Origin of the sequence: Streptomyces sp. NPDC051104, from assembly GCF_040682835.1 — a bacterium.
In the GTDB taxonomy this organism is placed as follows: domain Bacteria; phylum Actinomycetota; class Actinomycetes; order Streptomycetales; family Streptomycetaceae; genus Streptomyces; species Streptomyces cynarae.
Map to the genome: position 1 here is coordinate 49101 of NZ_JBFBBS010000014.1, position 15870 is coordinate 64970.

Sequence of the window (15870 nt, forward strand, 5' to 3'; positions counted from 1 at the left end):
GACGCCGTCCCGGGGAGGGGTCCGGGGGACACAGCCCCCGGCCGGAAGCTCGGGGGACGCAGCCCCCGGCAGGGGTCCCCGGGGGCAGAGCCCCCGGGGATGGGAGGGGCGAGGGCGGCGGGGGCGAAACCGACCCGGGGCGCGCCCGGCGGCCACGGCGACAGCCCAGCGCAGCGGGTACGTGTCAGTGGCGTCCGGCGACCCGGTCGGCCAGTTGTGCCAGCCGTGACGACTCGATGCCGGGTGCCGTCCGTTCACGCCGGTCCGCCGTGCGGTAGGTGGCGTACATGCCGTGCACGCCCAGCCAGCGCAGCGGTTCCGGCTCCCACTTGCGCACCCGGTGGTTCACCCACGGCAGCGCCGTCAGCTCCGTCGGGCCCCCCTGGCCCGAGTCCTGCTGGACGAGGTCGCGGAGCGTGCGGGCGGCGAGGTTGGTGGTGGCGACGCCCGAGCCGACGTAGCCGCCCGCCCAGCCGAGGCCCGTGGATCGGTCCAGGGTGACCGTGGCGCACCAGTCGCGCGGCACGCCCAGCACCCCCGACCAGGCGTGGGTCACCCTGATCCCGGCCAGCGACGGGAAGAAGCGGACCAGGATGTCGTACAGCGCCTCGACGGTGGCGGGCTGCGTGCGGCCGTCGTTGTCCGTGCGGGAGCCGAAGCGGTACGGGATGCCGCGGCCGCCGAGCGCGATCCGGCCGTCGGCGGTGCGCTGGGCGTACATGTACGCGTGCGCCATGTCGCCCAGCGTCTCGCGCCCCTCCCAGCCGATCCGCTCCCACTGTGCGTCGGTGAGCGGCTCGGTCGCGATCATGGAGGAGTTCATCGGGAGCCAGGTGCGCCGCTGCCCCTTCAAGGAGGCGGTGAAGCCCTCCGTGCAGCGCAGGACGTACGGGGCGCGGACCGTGCCGTAGGGCGTCACGGCGTGCTTGGGGCGGATCTCCGTGACCGGGGTGTGCTCGTGGATCGTCACGCCGAGCGCCTCGACGGCCGCCGCGAGGCCCTTGACGAGCTTCACCGGGTGCAGCCGCGCCCCGTGCGGGGTCCAGGTCGAGCCGACAGCGTCCGCCACCCTGATCCGCTCGGCGGTCTGTCGGGCGCCGTACAGCTCGCGGTCCTTCTCGCCGTACGACAGCTCCTGCTCGTGGAACGCCTTGAGCCGGGCCAGCTGCGCGGGCGTGTACGCCACCTCCAGGACGCCGCCGGCGTGCACGTCCGCGTCGATGCCCTCCTCCTCGGTGACGCGGACCACCTCGGCGACCGTGTCGTTCATCGCCCTCTGCAGGCGGACGGCGGCCTTGTGGCCGTGCAGCTTCGCGTACCGGTCGCGGCCCGCGATGCCGTTGTAGAGCCAGCCGCCGTTGCGGCCGGAGGCGCCGTAGCCGCAGAACCTCTGCTCCAGGACCGTGATCCGCAGGAAGGGCGCCGCCTTCTTCAGGTAGTAGGCGCTCCACAGGCCGGTGTAGCCACCGCCGACGATCACCACATCGGCCGACGCGTCGCCGGCGAGGGGTTCCCGGGGCTCGGGGAGGCCGTCGTCGGCGTACCAGAAGGAGACGCCGCCGTTGACGACGCCATTCACCGCACTGTTCATGCGGTGGGACGTTAATGCCTGAGAGCGACCAGTGTCTCCTTCGGATTCCATGGTCTTCCGCAGCCACGGGTCAGCGGATAGCAGGCCAGACCGATCAGCACCGAGATGAAATGCCCGAAATCGGTGAAGGTGGGGGTCGCGGTCAGGGGGAGGGCGTACACCAGGAGGACGACGGTCAGATAGGCGTAGCTCCAGGGCGCCGCGAGCCGGTAGGTGAGCACGCCGATCACCCCGGCCAGCGCGTAACTGACCCCGAAGTCGAGCGTGTTGACCGCCGAGTACGGGGCCATCCCGTCCTTTATCGCCTGCAGCAGCGCGCCCTCGCTGACGAGCGTGGCGAATACGTGCGCGGCGGCGCACACGGCCAGCCAGCGGGCGGTGCCCAGCCAGCGCTCCGCCTGCGCGTGGAAGACCGTGTAGAGCGCCGCGTACGGCAGCCAGTGTCCGCCGTTGATCCACATCGCGGAGGTGATGAACACGCGCAGCGGGTCCTGGGACAGCTGGTGGATGTTGGTGGACCGATGCCGCAGGAAGCGTGCCTCGAAGTGCGGCGACATGTGGTGCAGCGCGATGGTGGTGAAGAACAGGACCAGCAGCCACACGTACGTCCCCGGGGCGCTGCGTATGTAGGCCGCCGCTGCCCCGAGGCCGCGCCGAAACCGCCTGACCCCGTCCACACAGGCCAGTATGGTCGGGAAGGTGATCGAGGTACCTGGCGAGCTGGTCGCTTCTCAGGAGAAATTCAACCGGGAGGCGGGGCGCGCGTTCGTCGCGGAGCTGCCCCGGCGGGTGGAGGGGTTCCTGGAGCGGTGGGGGCTGCGGGTGGACGGGCCCGTGCGGTACGGGGTGACCGCGCTGGTGCTGCCGGTGACACGCACCGACGGTGCTTCGGCAGCGCTCAAGCTCCAGCTCCGGGACGAGGAGAGCGAGGGCGAGCCCCTGGCACTGAGCGCCTGGGACGGGGAGGGAGCCGTACGGCCGCCCTGCGCGAGATCGCGTCCGAGCCGGGCGACCGCCTGCTGCACTGGGACCTGCACTACGACAACGTCCTGGCCGCCGAACGCGCCCCCTGGCTGGCCATCGACCCCGAGCCGCCGGCCGGCGACCCCGGCTTCGACCTGCTCCCGGCGATTCGCAACCGCTACGACCCCGGGGAGACCCGGTGGCGCTTCGCCGCCCTGACGGACGCACAGGGACTGGACCGGGAGCGGGCGCGGGCCTGGACGCTGGGCCGGGTGCTGCAGAACTGCCTGTGGGACATCGAGGACGGCAGGGCGCCTGAGACGGTCCAGCTGGAGATCGGACGGACTCTGCGCGGCTGACTGTGCGCGGGTGACTCTGCGCGGGTGACTCACCGCCCGAGGACACGGCGGCCCGAGACACGCCCCCGTATGGACGATCCGGCATTCAACGGCTTATCCGGTCATAGCGTACCGAATATGACGAAACGCCATCTCGCCTACCTCGCGTGTGCCGCAGCGCTCATCGCGTCGGGGTGCGGCGCCACCGCCGACTCCCTCCCCGCGACGCCCGGCACCCGCACCGTGCGTCCGGGTGACTCGATCCAGAAGGCGGTGGACGCCGCCAAACCGGGAGACACCATCCTCCTCGCCGCCGGCACCTACCGGGAGAGCGTTCGGGTGACCACCTCCGGGCTGACCCTGCGCGGCATGGGCCGGAGCACCGTCATCGCACCGGCCGACAAAGCGGCCTCAAACGCCTGCGCGAAGGCCGGCAACGGGATCTGCGTCGAGGGGACGCAGGGGCACCCCGTCACGGACACCACCATCGACTCCCTCGCCCTGACCGGCTTCTCCAAGAGCGGCCTGTGGTCGACGTGGACCGACCGGCTGACCGTCCGGCACGTGACCGCCCAGAAGAACAAGGTGTGGGGCATCGCGCAGGAACGCTCCACCCGGGGCGTGTTCCTGGACAACACCGCACGCGACAACGGCGACGCGGGCCTGTTCCTCGCCAACACGGTCGCCTCCGAGGGCGGGGCGACGAACACCAGGGGCGCGGTGATCGCGCGCAACCATCTCCAGGGCAACCGGATCGGCGTGACCATCCGCCGCCTGAGGGACCTCACCGTCATGAGCAACGACCTCACCGCCAACTGCGTGGGGCTCTTCGTCGTCGGGGACGAGAACACGCCGCGGGCCGGCGCCCTGACCGTGAGCGACAACGTCATCCGTCAGAACAACAAGTCCTGCCCGAAGACCGCGCGGCTGCCCGCCCTGCAGGGCTCCGGGATCGTCCTGACCGGGGCCGAGAACACCCTGGTGACCCGGAACACGATCACGGACCACAAGGGCAAGTCCCCGCTCTCCGGCGGCATCGTGCTCTTCAAGAGCATGGTGGGCGCCTCGAACGAACGCAACCAGATCACCGGCAACACGGTGCGGCGCAACGCCCCGGCGGACCTCGTCAACGGGGAAGCCGGCAAGGGCAACACCTTCCAGGGCAACACCTGCGGCGCCTCCAAGCCCGCGGGACTGTGCTGACGCCGCGGCACCGCCGCCTTGCGGACCCAGAGAGGAAAAGGCAGCACATGACGACCGTAAGCCCTGCCCCACCGCCCTCCATGCGCCTGCGGGAACTCGCGTTCGGGGCGGCGTGCGCCGCCGCCCTCCGCGCCGCCGCCCGGCTGGGCGTCGCCGACGCGCTCGGGGACGGCCCGATGGCCGTGGAGGACCTCGCGGCTGCGGTGAAGACCGAACCCCGGCCACTGCGGCGGCTGCTGCGGGCCCTGACCTGCTACGGCGTCTTCGCCGAGCACGAGGACGGGACGTTCGCGCACACCGACATGTCCCGGCTGCTGCGCGAGGACGACCCGAACAGCCTGCGCTACATCACCCTGTGGTGCACCGAACCCTGGACGTGGAACGCGTGGCCGAAGCTGGACGAGGCGGTGCGCACCGGCCGGAACGTCATCGAGGACCTGTACGGCAAGGAGTTCTTCACCTACCTCAACGAGGACGCCCCGGAATCGGCCGACGTCTTCAACCGGGCCATGACGACCTCCAGCCGGCAGTCCGCTCGGGACGTCGCCGAGCTCCTCGACCTGTCGGGGAGTACCTCGGTCGCCGACATCGGCGGCGGCCAGGGGCATGTGGTGGCGAGCCTCCTGGAGAAGTACCCGTCGATGCACGGAACGCTGCTCGACCTGCCCCCCGTGGTGCGGAACGCCGACCCGCAGCTGAGGGAGGGCGGCGCCCTCGCCGACCGGGTGCGCATCGTGCCCGGCGACTGCCGCGAGGCCATCCCGGTCAAGGCCGACGTCTACATCATCAAGAACATCCTCGAGTGGGACGACGACTCGACCGCCCGGTGCCTGCGCAACGTCGTCACGGCGGGCGGCCCCGGGGCGCGGGTCGTGGTCATCGAGAACCTCGTCGACGACACCCCCTCGATGCGGTTCTCCACCGCCATGGACCTGCTGCTGCTCCTCAACGTGGGCGGGGCCAAGCACACCACGAAGAGCATGGTGGACCGGATCACCGCCGCGGGCCTGATCATCGACGACATCCGCCCGGTCAACCCCTACCTGCACGCGTTCGACTGCAGCGTCCCCCAATGAACAGCGTCTCCCAGTGAACAACGTGTCCCAGTGAACAACATCCCACACTGAACGACGACCGCCACCGGCCCGCGAGGGCCGCCCCCACAGGCCACCGGTCGCCGGGCCCGCGTACACCGCGGACCCGGCGACCGGTGGCCGTTCGGGTGGTTCGGACGGTGGGGCCGGGGGTGGTTCAGCGAGCGGAGTCCCGCTCCCAGCGGTAGAAGCACTGCGCCATCGCGTCCTTCGGGGAGCGCCAGGTGGCCGGGTCGTAGGCGCTGACGTACGCCGTGAGTCGCTCGCTGACGTCCCGGAAGTCCGGGTGCTGGGCCACCTTGGCGATGGCCGGGCCGGGCTCCTGCTCGGCCTCGATCAGGTGCATGTAGACGTCGCCGAACTGCCACAGGGTGCGCCGGGTGACCCCGACGAGATGCGGCAGCTCTCCCCGGTCGGATTCCTCGAACACCTTGGCGATGTCCGGGGCCGATCCGGGGGCCATACGGGCGACGATCAGGGCCTGGTGCATGAGCGTGTCCTCCGTCCGGTTCAGTCGGCCAGCGCGGGTGCGGGCCGTGACTCGGCGGCGGCCTTCTCGATGCGGTCCCGGATCAGGGCCATCTGCACCTTGGAGTTCCGGTTGATGTTGTCGGTCATCCAGGCGTCGTCGACCGGGGCGTCGGGCTTCATCGCGAAGTCCTGCGTCCACACCATCCGGGTGCCCTCGGTGACCTCCTCGTACTGCCACCGGATGTTCATGTGCGCGAAGGGCCCCGGCTCGACACGGCGGGCCTTGACGGTGAGCGTGGGACGGTCCGTCTCCCGCTCCGAGACCCAGCTCCACACCGTGCCGTTCTGGTCGGGGTGCATCGTCAGCCGGAAGGTCGTCCTGTTCCCCTCGCGGGAGAGCACGTCCACGGAGGCGTACTCGCTGAACAGGTTCGGCCAGTTCTCCAGGTCGTTGGTCATGTCCCAGACCAGGTCCACCGGCGCGGCGATGGTGATGGCGTTCTCGGTGTGTCCGGCCATGTCAGGCTCCTGCCATAAGGGTGCTGTTGACGAGGTCGAGGAACTGCCGGGGCGTCTTGCAGCGCTCCGCGTCGGGCGGCATCGGGGTGCCGTGCCGGTTCTCCAGTTCGCCGACGATGCCGAGCAGGCCGAGCGAGTCGATGCCGAGGGCGTCGAAGCCGGAGTCGCACCGCTGCTGCAGATCCTGCGGGGCGACGGTGACTCCGGCGGCCTTCCTCATCAGCTCGGACAGTTCTTCCAGGGTGATGCGGTCGTTCATACGGTGGGTCTCCTTTGCTCCAGGGCGGCCTCGCTGCGAGGCGCCGCTGTTCCGGTCGTTGACTCCCGGCTCACTCGGCCGCGCCGTGCCGCAGCACGAGCGCCGTGTTCGACCCCATGAGGCCCCGGCTGAGGACCAGCGCCGTGCGCGGCTCGGCGGCGCGGGCCCGGCCGGTCACCAGGTCGAGGTCCTGGCAGACGTCGAGGACGTTGGGGGTGGGCGGGATCAGGCCGTGCTCCATCGAGAGCACCGCCGACGCGACGTCCAGCACGGGCGCCGCGCAGTAACCGCGGCCTATGCCCGTCTTGGGCGCCGTCACGGGTACGCGCCTGCCGTGCGCGCCCAGCGCGTCGGCGATCGCCAGCGCCTCGGCACGATCCGCCTCCGGTACGCCGAGGGCGTCGGCGAAGACCACGTCGATCTCCTCCGGGGCGCACTCGGCCTCCTCCAGGGCGCCGCGGATCGCCTGGACGAGCCCTTCCCGGGACCGCTCCCACCGGGAGGCGCCGGTGAACGTCGCCGCGTGCCCCGCCAGCACGGCCCGCACCCGCACGCCCCGCTCACGGGCCGAGGTCTCGTCCTCCACGACGAGCATGGCGCCGCCCTCCGCGGGCACGAACCCGCAGGCCCCCGAGGTGAAGGGGCGGTAGGCGCGCTCCGGGTCGCCGACGGTGCTCAGTTCCTCGTAGCCGAGCTGGCAGACCATCGAGTACGGCGCGAGCGGCGCCTCGGTCGAGCCGGCCACGATCACATCGGTGCCCCGGTGCACGGCCCGCGCGGCGTGCGCGAGGGCGTCGAGCCCGCCGGCCTCGTCGGCGGCGACGACCGAACAGGGGCCCTTGAACCCGCGGCGGATGGAGATCTGACCGGTGCTGGCCGCGTAGAACCAGGCGATGGACTGGTAGGGACCCACGAAGCGGCTGCCCTTTCCCCACAGCCGCTGCAGCTCCCGCTGCCCGAACTCACCGCCGCCGGATCCGGCCGCGGTGACCACGCCGAGGGAGAACGGCGAACCGTGCTCGTCGGCGCGGCCGATCCGGGCATCGGCCAGGGCCAGGTCGGCCGCGGCCATCGCGAAGTGCGTGAACCGGTCGGTCTGCACGAGGAAGCGCTCCTCGACCCCCGCCGCCGGGTCGAAGGCGCGGACCTCGCCGGCCACCTTCAGGGGCAGGTGCTCGCACCCCTCGCGGGTGATCCGGTCCAGGACGCTGATGCCCTCCCGGGTGGACTTCCAGAAGGTGTCGGTACTCGTTCCGTTGGGCGCGACGACGCCGATTCCGGTGACGCCGGCGCGCCTGACGTGGGGTGCGCTCATCGTGTCCTCTCCCTCTGCCGGGTCAGGATCACCGCGGACTGGAAGCCGCCGAACCCGCTGCCCACGGAGAGCACGCTGGTCAGCTTCCGCTCCCGGGCCACGCGCGGGACGTAGTCCAGGTCGCACTCCGGGTCGGGGGTCTCGTAGTTCGCGGTCGGCGGTACGACCTGGCGGTCCAGGGCCAGTACGCAGGCCACGACCTCGATCGCGCCGATCGCGCCGAGGGAGTGCCCCACCATGGATTTGATGGAGCTCATGGGCGTGTCGTAAGCGTGGTGACCCAGGGCCCTCTTCACGGCGGCGGTCTCGTGGCGGTCGTTCTGCCGGGTGCCGGAGCCGTGCGCGTTGACGTAGCCGATGGCCGAGCCGTCGAGGCGGGCGTGGTCGAGCGCCGTCTCGATGGCGCGGGCCATCTCCAGGCCCTCGCTGGTCAGTCCGGTCATGTGGTAGGCGTTGCCGAAGGTGGCGTAGCCGCTGAGCTCGCAGTACACCCGCGCCCCGCGGGCCCGGGCGTGTTCCAACTCCTCCAGGACGAGCACCGCGCCGCCCTCGCCCATGACGAACCCGTCACGGTTGTTGTCGAAGGGCCGTGAGGCGTGCGCGGGGTCGTCGTTGTTCGGGGACGTGGCCTTGATCGCGTCGAAGCAGGCCATGGTGATCGGGGAGATCGGCGAGTCGGAGGCGCCCGCGATGCAGACGTCGGCCCGGCCCTCCTCCACGGTGTGGAAGGCGTACCCCACCGCGTCGAGCCCCGAGGTGCAGCCCGTGGAGACGGTCTGCACCGGACCGCAGGCGCCGAAACGTTCCGCCACCATCGAGGCCAGCGTGCTCGGCGAGAACGCCCGGTGCAGATGCGGACCCGCCTCCCGGTGGTCAACGTCCCAGCGCTGCCCGCGATGGCTGACCAGGACGTAGTCGTGCTCCAGCCGGGTGGTTCCGCCCACCGCGGTCCCCAGGGACACCGCGACCCGCCAGGGGTTCTCCCGGGCCAGGTCGAGGCCGGCGTCCCGTACGGCCTCCTCACCGGCGACCAGGGCGAACTGGATGTACCGGTCGGCACGTTCGATCTGCTCCGGCCCCAGCCCGCACGCCACCGGGTCGAAGTCGCACTCGGCGGCGATCCGCGAACGCAGGCCGGTCGGGTCGAAGAAGGTGATGCCCCGCGTCGCGGTACGGCCGTTGGCGAGCAGATCCCAGAACGCCGGGACGCCGATGCCGCCCGGTGCCACGACGCCTATGCCGGTGACCGCCACGCGCCGGGTCATGAACGGACCTGACCTCGGTCGGCCGGCCGGGCACCGCCCGCCCCGGCTCCTTCCGCGGCGACCGCGACGGCTTCCGTCTCCTCGGTGTCGACGTGGCCGAGCTGCGGGGTCGGGGCGAGGGGGCCCAGATGGAAGACGAGACGCGCCTCCTCATCACCCACGTTGCGGAAGCGGTGCCGCATATAGGCGGGGATCATCAGGCCCTGTTCGGGGCGCAGCGCGTGCGGCTCGCCGTCCAGGTCCACCTCGAGCCGGCCGTTGAGGACGTAGACGAACTCCTCGGAATAGGGGTGGTAGTGCTCGCCGATCCGATCCCCCGGCTGCACGATGGCCACACCCATGAAACCGCTGGTGGAGCCGACCGTGGCCGGGGTGAGCATGGCGCGCAGATCGCCGCCGCGTCTGGTGTTGGGCTCGATCTCGCCGAGCTCCACGATTCTGGGACGGGGTTTGGTCACGTCGTTCCTCCGATGGTGTGCTGCGTCGACAGGGGGGCGGGGCCACCACGGCCCTGTGGTGGCGGTCAGGCCTCGGCCGAGCGGCGGTCGGTGATGAGGTCCATACGGGCGAGCGTCAGGAAGCGCGCCAGGTCGCCGCCCTTCAGCGCAGAGCCGTCCGCACCGACGGCGGCGCCGTCGAGGAGGGTGGTCAGCTCGGCCGCCTGCCCCGGATCGGCCAGGCCGAGGGTCAGCACCGGGTCGGCGGCGACACCGCCGCGGACATCGATCAGCCGTACGACGATCTCGTCACGCTGGAAGATCGTGCTGCCGCAGACCGGGCTGCGCGGATCGTCCGCCCGCGCCTCGTCCTGCTCCGCGAGCAGCCGGGCCAGCCGCATGCCGCAGCCCGGCCGGGCCGGGTAGTACAGCGCGAGCCGCTTCGCCTCCGGGCACTCCTGATCCGACGTCACATGGTGGACCGCGGGCAGCGCCGCACGGGTGAAGAAGACCCGCGCCGACTCCGGGTCGTTGAGGTCCCGGTCCTGCTCCAGATAGGGGTTGATGGCCTCCTCCACCGCCCGCACCTCCGGCTGCCGGGAGACGTGCCGCAGCGCCGCGAGCAGGTCGCCGCGCACCTCGATGGCCCGCACCACCCGGTTGCCGTGCATGAACAGCGAGGTCCGGCACAGCTGGGTGGTGTCGTCGACCCGGGCCTCCGGCGAGGCGTAGTCCGAGAGGATCTTCGCCACGGCCTCCTCGCTGCCCGGCTTGACCGTGAAGGTGAGCGCATGGCGGATCACTCCGTCACCGATCCGCGGGGACGCCTGCAGCCGCCGGTTCGCGGACCTGGCGGACGCCTCGCCACCGGTCTCCCGGACGATGTGGAAACGCAGCGACCGGGTGTCCCTGACACAGCTGTGCAGCGGTTGCACCATCCGCACGTGCTCCTCGCTGTTCACCCAGGCGAGGAACGGCGGGGCGCTCTCCCACTCGCTGGTGATGAGCCACTGCGAGGGATTCTCGATCGACTGGCAGAGCTGGTCGCTGACGTGCCCGGGAACGGACGCGACCTGGTTGCACAGCTGCTCGTACGCCTCCAGGAACTGCTGCTGAGCTCCGTCGTAGACGTCCACCAACAGGACGACCCGGAGCGGGGAGCCGTCGAACACCGACTGCGAGACCCGTTTCGACACCTGTCGCGTCACCGGTTCTGAAACACGTTCAGACATTGTGGTCATGCTGCGCTCTTCTCCTTCGGCGGGGCAGAAGCCGACATCGGCCGCGGGTGACACGACGTCAGCGTTCCTCGATCGTGTTCCGGCCGCCGGTGGTGCGCGACTCGTATGAACCACGTGGGTGATCACGCGGGTGATTGGCCGCGCCGACGCACGCGAAGCCGCCCGGAGAGGGCATGGAAACCACAACGTGCCCAACCCCGCACCCCTGCCCCTGGAGGCACCGATGCAGCAAGAAGCCGACCACCGGGTTCCGGTCCTCATCGTCGGCGGCTCCCTGGTGGGCCTGTCCATGTCCCTGTTCCTGGGCCGTCACGGCGTGCGGCACACCCTCGTCGAGCGGCATGCGGGCACCTCGATCCACCCGCGCGGACGCGGCAACAACGTACGGACGATGGAACTCTTCCGGGTGGCCGGCATCGAACCGGACATCAAGACCGCGGCCTCGCTCCTCGCCGGCAACCACGGCATCCTGCAGACCCCCACGCTCGTCGGCGACGCCGGCGAATGGCTGTTCCGGCACATCGACCCGGGCGGCGGACTGGCCCGGTTCAGCCCCACCACCTGGTGCCTGTGCAGCCAGAACGACCTGGAACCCGTCCTGCTCGACAGCGCCCGGGAACTCGGCGGCGACCTGAGGTACTCCCACGAGATGGAGTCCTTCGAACAGGACCCCGAAGGGGTGACGGCCGTCATCCGCGACCGGGCCACCGACGAGCGGTACACCGTCCGCGCCGACTACCTCGTCGCGGCGGACGGCCCGCGCAGCCCCGTGCGGCGCCGGCTCGGCATCGGCCAGAGCGGGCCCGGCGACCTCTTCGCCAACGTCAGCGTCACCTTCCGCTCCAAGCTGCTCGCCGACGTGGTCGGCGACCGCCGCTTCATCTGCTGCTACCTCACCGACCCCGAGGCCGACGGCGCCCTGCTGCCCGTCGACAACAAGGAACAGTGGGTCTTCCACGCGCCCTGGCACCCCGAACGCGGCGAAACCCTCGAGGAGTTCACCGAGGACCGGCTCCAGCGGCACATCCGCCGCGCCGTCGGCGTGCCCGACCTCGACGTGGAGGTCACCGGCAAGGCGTCCTGGCGCGCCGCCGAACGCGTCGCCGACCGGTACGCGGCCGGCCGCGTCTTCCTCGCCGGGGACTCCGCCCACGAGATGTCCCCGACCGGCGCGTTCGGCTCCAACACCGGCATCCAGGACGCCCACAACCTGGCCTGGAAACTCGCCGCCGTCCTCGGCGGCTGGGCCGGACCCGGCCTGCTGGACACCTACGACACCGAGCGCCGACTGGTGGCCCTCGCCACCAGCGCCCGCGCCTCGGCCCGCTCCGTGGAGCACAGCCACCCCGGCTTCTCCCCCGCGCCCGGAATGCGCGGCGACAGCCCGAGAAGCGGCATCCTCAACGTCGTCCTCGGCTACCGCTACCCCGAGGGCGCCGTCGCCGGGGCCGACCCGGCGCAACCGGTCGTGCCCGACGCCGTACGCCTCACCGGGGAGCCGGGCAGCCGCGCCCCCCACCTCTGGCTGCGCCGCTCCAGCGCCCGGCTGTCCACGCTCGACCTGTACGAACGCGCCATGGTGCTGCTCAGCGACGCCCGCTCCACGGCGGGGTGGCACGACGCGGCCCGCCGCATCGCGGTGACGGACGGCGTACGCCTCGAGACCTACCGCATCGGCACGGGACCGGACGCCGACCTGACGTACGACGAGGGGGAAGGAGCCGGGCCCGGCGACTGGGCACGGACGTACGGCACGACGACGGACGGGGCGGTCCTGGTACGACCGGACGGGTTCGTGGCCTGGCGGGCGCCGGGAGCCGTGCCGGACCCGGTGGGCGCTCTGCGGGAGGTGCTGGGGGCGGTCCTCAGGCCGGCCTGAGCCCGCTCACCCGACGGGGGTGTGCCGGGTGGTTCCGGACGGCTTCCCGGCGCCCGGAACCACCGGCGGAACAGCTAGTGCCGCAACAGGCAACGTTCGCCCCGTCGCGACGCCCGGCACTCCCCCAAGCTCTCGGCTTCGCTCGAGCAGGGGGGACCCCCACCCCCAAGCTCTTCGAGCAGGGGGGACCCCCACTCGCCGCACCGGCCAAAAGCCCAAGTACATCCAGTACGAGGACTTCCGGCCGGCACTCCCCCAAGCTCTTCGAGCAGGGGGTACCCCCAGAGCACGCACCGGACGCCGTCCGCCTGCTCAGGCGCCGTCTCGACCGTGAGTGACCACTCGGGTTGATGTCACCCGTGGATGTCGAACGCCCCGGACCGATCATCGGCCGGGGCGTTCGTGCTATTCAGCGAGAGAGCCCCCTGTCGGATTCGAACCGACGACCTTCGCTTTACAAGAGCGGCGCTCTGACCAGCTGAGCTAAGGAGGCGTGCACCTGGGTGCTCGTGCAGTGTACCCAGGTCCGGAGGGCGGTCTGTCGAAAATCTCCGCGAGGTTCACAGTCCCCGAGGTACTGACAGACAGGCGAACGCCAGGTACCGTCCTGGTCCAGTTCACTCTTGTGGACTACACCACAACGGAACCCCGTAGTGGCAACCACCTTCCTACTCGGATCGTCCGGCACGTTCCTGCCGGTAGAAGGGGGCCCATTCACCATGGCCACTGTCTCGTTCGACAAGGCGACCCGGATCTACCCGGGCACCGAGAAGCCCGCCGTAGACGCGCTCGACATCCACATCGAGGACGGGGAGTTCCTCGTCCTGGTCGGGCCGTCCGGCTGCGGCAAGTCCACCTCGCTCCGCATGCTGGCGGGGCTCGAGGACGTCAACGCCGGCGCCATCCGGATCGGCGACCGTGACGTCACGCACCTGCCGCCCAAGGACCGGGACATCGCCATGGTGTTCCAGAACTACGCGCTCTACCCGCACATGACGGTCGCCGACAACATGGGCTTCGCGCTCAAGATCGCCGGTGTGCCGAAGGCGGAGATCCGCAAGAAGGTCGAGGAGGCCGCGAAGATCCTCGACCTCACCGAGTACCTGGACCGCAAGCCGAAGGCGCTCTCCGGTGGTCAGCGCCAGCGTGTCGCCATGGGCCGCGCCATCGTCCGTGAGCCGCAGGTCTTCCTCATGGACGAGCCGCTGTCCAACCTCGACGCCAAGCTCCGCGTGTCGACCCGTACGCAGATCGCGTCGCTCCAGCGCCGCCTCGGCATCACCACCGTCTACGTCACCCACGACCAGGTCGAGGCCATGACGATGGGCGACCGCGTGGCCGTGCTGAAGGACGGTCTGCTCCAGCAGATCGACACCCCGCGCAACATGTACGACAAGCCCGCGAACCTCTTCGTCGCCGGCTTCATCGGCTCCCCGGCGATGAACCTCGTCGAGGTCCCGATCGCCGACGGCGGTGTGAAGTTCGGCAACAGCGTGGTGCCGGTCCAGCGCGACGCGCTCTCCGCCACCACCGACGAGACCGTCACCGTCGGTGTCCGTCCGGAGCACTTCGACGTGGCCGGCCCGGACTCCGACCAGGGTCTCGCGGTCACCGTGAACGTCGTCGAGGAGCTGGGCGCCGACGCGTACGTCTACGGCACCGCGAAGGTCGGCGACGAGTCCAAGGACCTGGTCGTGCGTGTCAGCGGCCGTGACGTGCCGGAGAAGGGCAGCCGGCTGCACGTCGTGCCGCGCTCCGGTGAGACCCACGTCTTCTCGACCTCCACGGGCGAGCGTCTCTCCGACTGACCCGACGACCTCGGCTTATTCACCCAGGTTGACGAAGAGGGCCCCGCAGCAGGCTGCGGGGCCCTCTTCGCTGTCGACAAATACCCCGGCATACGGTGCATTTCGATCAGCCGCGTCAACCGTTACCCAGAAATCAGCGCTTCCTCATCACCCGAACCGGTGACTAAATGTCGCCAAATCACTACGGGACGCTACCCTCACTCGCGTGAAGCACACCACTACTCCTCAGGGACGGCGCGGCCGGGGCCCCGCCCGCCGGATCGGCCGCACCCTCGCCCTCGTTCTGCCCGTCGTCCTGGTGCTGTCCGGGACGCTGGCGGTGACCCGCGTCAACTGGTCGGGCGGCTCCAACTCGGTGCTCGCCGCCTCCTCCGAAGACGTCTCCACACGTGCGTCCTCCCGGGCCCCGCAGGACGTGCTGCGCGACAAGCTCCTGCTGGAACTGCAGGAGAAGAACCCGGGTGTCGCCCTCACCCACCTCCAGGAGGCCGTCAACGGCCGCCCGTCGCTGGCGAAGCACTGCGCGTCCATCGCCAGGGCGCTGGGCCGTGCCGCGGTCCGCGTGTACGGGCCGTCGCGCGCCCAGGCCTACGCCCGGCCGGTCTGCGACACGTCCTTCGCCTCGGGCGTGGCGGGCGGGCGCGGCTGAGGGCCCGGCCGGGCGGGGCGCGAGGCGACGTACAGTTCGGTCATGACCGATCCGAACGCCGCCTCGCGCCCCGTTCAAGCCGTTGTCCTGGCCGGGGGCCAGGGCTCCCGGCTGCGTCCGTACACCGATGACCGGCCCAAGCCGATGGTGGAGATCCCGGGCACCGGGACTCCTATCATCGGCCACCAGCTCGCCTGGCTCGCCGAGGAGGGCGTCACGGACGTCGTGGTCTCCTGCGGCCATCTCGCCGAGGTCCTGCAGAACTGGCTGGCCTCCGCCGACCTGCCGCTGCGCGTCACGACGGTGGTGGAGTCGGAGCCCCTCGGCCGCGGCGGCGGCCTGCGGTACGCCGCGGAGCACCTGCCGCACCCCGACAAGCCGTGGTACGCGACGAACGGTGACATCTGGACCCGGTTCTCGCTGCGCGACATGGCGGACTTCCACACCGAGCGCGACGCGGTCGCCACGCTGGCGCTGGCGCGGCCGCGCATCCCGTGGGGCGCGGTGCAGACGGACGGCTTCGGCCACGTCACGGACTTCATCGAGTCCCCGCCGTCGACGTTCGAGATCAACGCGGGGGTCTACGTCTTCTCCGCCGAGTTCGCCAAGATGCTCCCGGAGCGGGGCGACCACGAGCGTACGACGTTCCCCCGCCTGGCCCGCGAACACCGCCTGGCCGGCTTCCCGATCCCGCAGGGCGCGTACTGGCGGGCGATCGACACGGCGAAGGACCTCACGGAAGCGGCAAAGGAGCTCGCAGCCCAGGTCCGCTGACGCTGCGGCAGGGATCCACACCCCCTCCCACCCGGATCCACACCCCCTCCCACACAGAAGGGCC

At 71.0% G+C, this 15870-nt stretch carries 15 protein-coding genes, 1 tRNA gene and 1 pseudogene; 7 read left to right on the top strand and 10 right to left on the bottom strand.

Annotation, left to right across the window (positions count from 1 at the left end):
- Positions 1–184 precede the first annotated feature (184 nt).
- The gene (locus AB0N14_RS20825) at positions 185–1591 is read right to left on the bottom strand and encodes an FAD-dependent oxidoreductase (RefSeq protein WP_366027172.1); all 1407 of its coding nucleotides are present in this window, start codon (positions 1589–1591) and stop codon (positions 185–187) included.
- Positions 1592–1602: 11 nt separating this feature from the next.
- Positions 1603–2268 carry a rhomboid-like protein gene (locus AB0N14_RS20830; RefSeq protein ID WP_366027173.1) on the bottom strand — a complete coding sequence of 222 codons (666 nt, stop codon included), beginning with the start codon at positions 2266–2268 and terminating at the stop codon, positions 1603–1605.
- A gap of 22 nt (positions 2269–2290) precedes the next feature.
- Here AB0N14_RS20830 and AB0N14_RS20835 point away from each other — a divergent pair.
- The 3 genes and pseudogenes from AB0N14_RS20835 to AB0N14_RS20845 all read left to right on the top strand — a co-directional run bounded on the left by AB0N14_RS20835 (position 2291) and on the right by AB0N14_RS20845 (position 5171).
- A pseudogene (locus tag AB0N14_RS20835) lies at positions 2291–2913 on the top strand (aminoglycoside phosphotransferase family protein).
- A 117-nt stretch (positions 2914–3030) separates the two neighbouring features.
- The gene (locus tag AB0N14_RS20840) at positions 3031–4095 is read left to right on the top strand and encodes a right-handed parallel beta-helix repeat-containing protein (protein WP_366027174.1); all 1065 of its coding nucleotides are present in this window, start codon (positions 3031–3033) and stop codon (positions 4093–4095) included.
- 47 nt (positions 4096–4142) lie between these two features.
- Positions 4143–5171 carry a methyltransferase gene (locus AB0N14_RS20845; RefSeq protein WP_366027175.1) on the top strand — a complete coding sequence of 343 codons (1029 nt, stop codon included), beginning with the start codon at positions 4143–4145 and terminating at the stop codon, positions 5169–5171.
- Positions 5172–5346: 175 nt separating this feature from the next.
- Here the strand turns inward: AB0N14_RS20845 and AB0N14_RS20850 are convergent, their stop codons facing one another.
- From AB0N14_RS20850 to AB0N14_RS20880, 7 genes are all read right to left on the bottom strand, one after another.
- On the bottom strand, positions 5347–5679 hold the full coding sequence (locus tag AB0N14_RS20850; RefSeq protein WP_366027176.1) for a TcmI family type II polyketide cyclase: 333 nt from the start codon (positions 5677–5679) through the stop codon (positions 5347–5349).
- A 20-nt stretch (positions 5680–5699) separates the two neighbouring features.
- Positions 5700–6179, bottom strand: coding sequence for an SRPBCC family protein (locus AB0N14_RS20855; protein ID WP_366027177.1), 480 nt, complete (start codon positions 6177–6179; stop codon positions 5700–5702).
- A 1-nt stretch (position 6180) separates the two neighbouring features.
- On the bottom strand, positions 6181–6438 hold the full coding sequence (locus AB0N14_RS20860; protein ID WP_366027178.1) for an acyl carrier protein: 258 nt from the start codon (positions 6436–6438) through the stop codon (positions 6181–6183).
- Positions 6439–6508: 70 nt separating this feature from the next.
- On the bottom strand, positions 6509–7753 hold the full coding sequence (locus AB0N14_RS20865) for a ketosynthase chain-length factor (protein ID WP_366027179.1): 1245 nt from the start codon (positions 7751–7753) through the stop codon (positions 6509–6511).
- A complete protein-coding gene (locus tag AB0N14_RS20870) occupies positions 7750–9018 on the bottom strand; it encodes a beta-ketoacyl-[acyl-carrier-protein] synthase family protein (protein ID WP_366027180.1) in 1269 nt (422 codons plus the stop codon). The genes AB0N14_RS20865 and AB0N14_RS20870 overlap by 4 nt, the downstream gene beginning before the upstream one ends.
- On the bottom strand, positions 9015–9476 hold the full coding sequence (locus AB0N14_RS20875) for a cupin domain-containing protein (protein ID WP_366027181.1): 462 nt from the start codon (positions 9474–9476) through the stop codon (positions 9015–9017). The genes AB0N14_RS20870 and AB0N14_RS20875 overlap by 4 nt, the downstream gene beginning before the upstream one ends.
- Positions 9477–9541: 65 nt before the next feature.
- On the bottom strand, positions 9542–10696 hold the full coding sequence (locus AB0N14_RS20880) for a SchA/CurD-like domain-containing protein (protein WP_366027182.1): 1155 nt from the start codon (positions 10694–10696) through the stop codon (positions 9542–9544).
- 223 nt (positions 10697–10919) lie between these two features.
- Between AB0N14_RS20880 and AB0N14_RS20885 the strand changes: the two genes are divergently transcribed.
- Positions 10920–12575 carry an FAD-dependent monooxygenase gene (locus tag AB0N14_RS20885; RefSeq protein ID WP_366027183.1) on the top strand — a complete coding sequence of 552 codons (1656 nt, stop codon included), beginning with the start codon at positions 10920–10922 and terminating at the stop codon, positions 12573–12575.
- A gap of 419 nt (positions 12576–12994) precedes the next feature.
- Here AB0N14_RS20885 and AB0N14_RS20890 read toward each other — a convergent pair.
- Positions 12995–13068 (bottom strand) — tRNA-Thr (locus AB0N14_RS20890).
- A 226-nt stretch (positions 13069–13294) separates the two neighbouring features.
- Between AB0N14_RS20890 and ugpC the strand changes: the two genes are divergently transcribed.
- The 3 genes from ugpC to AB0N14_RS20905 all read left to right on the top strand — a co-directional run bounded on the left by ugpC (position 13295) and on the right by AB0N14_RS20905 (position 15806).
- Positions 13295–14383, top strand: coding sequence for a sn-glycerol-3-phosphate ABC transporter ATP-binding protein UgpC (ugpC, locus tag AB0N14_RS20895; protein WP_366027184.1), 1089 nt, complete (start codon positions 13295–13297; stop codon positions 14381–14383).
- Positions 14384–14588: 205 nt separating this feature from the next.
- Entirely contained in the window at positions 14589–15032 is a 444-nt protein-coding gene (locus AB0N14_RS20900; RefSeq protein WP_366027185.1) for a hypothetical protein, read from the top strand.
- Between the two features lie 42 nt (positions 15033–15074).
- On the top strand, positions 15075–15806 hold the full coding sequence (locus AB0N14_RS20905; RefSeq protein ID WP_366027186.1) for a nucleotidyltransferase family protein: 732 nt from the start codon (positions 15075–15077) through the stop codon (positions 15804–15806).
- The last annotated feature ends 64 nt before the right edge of the window (positions 15807–15870 follow it).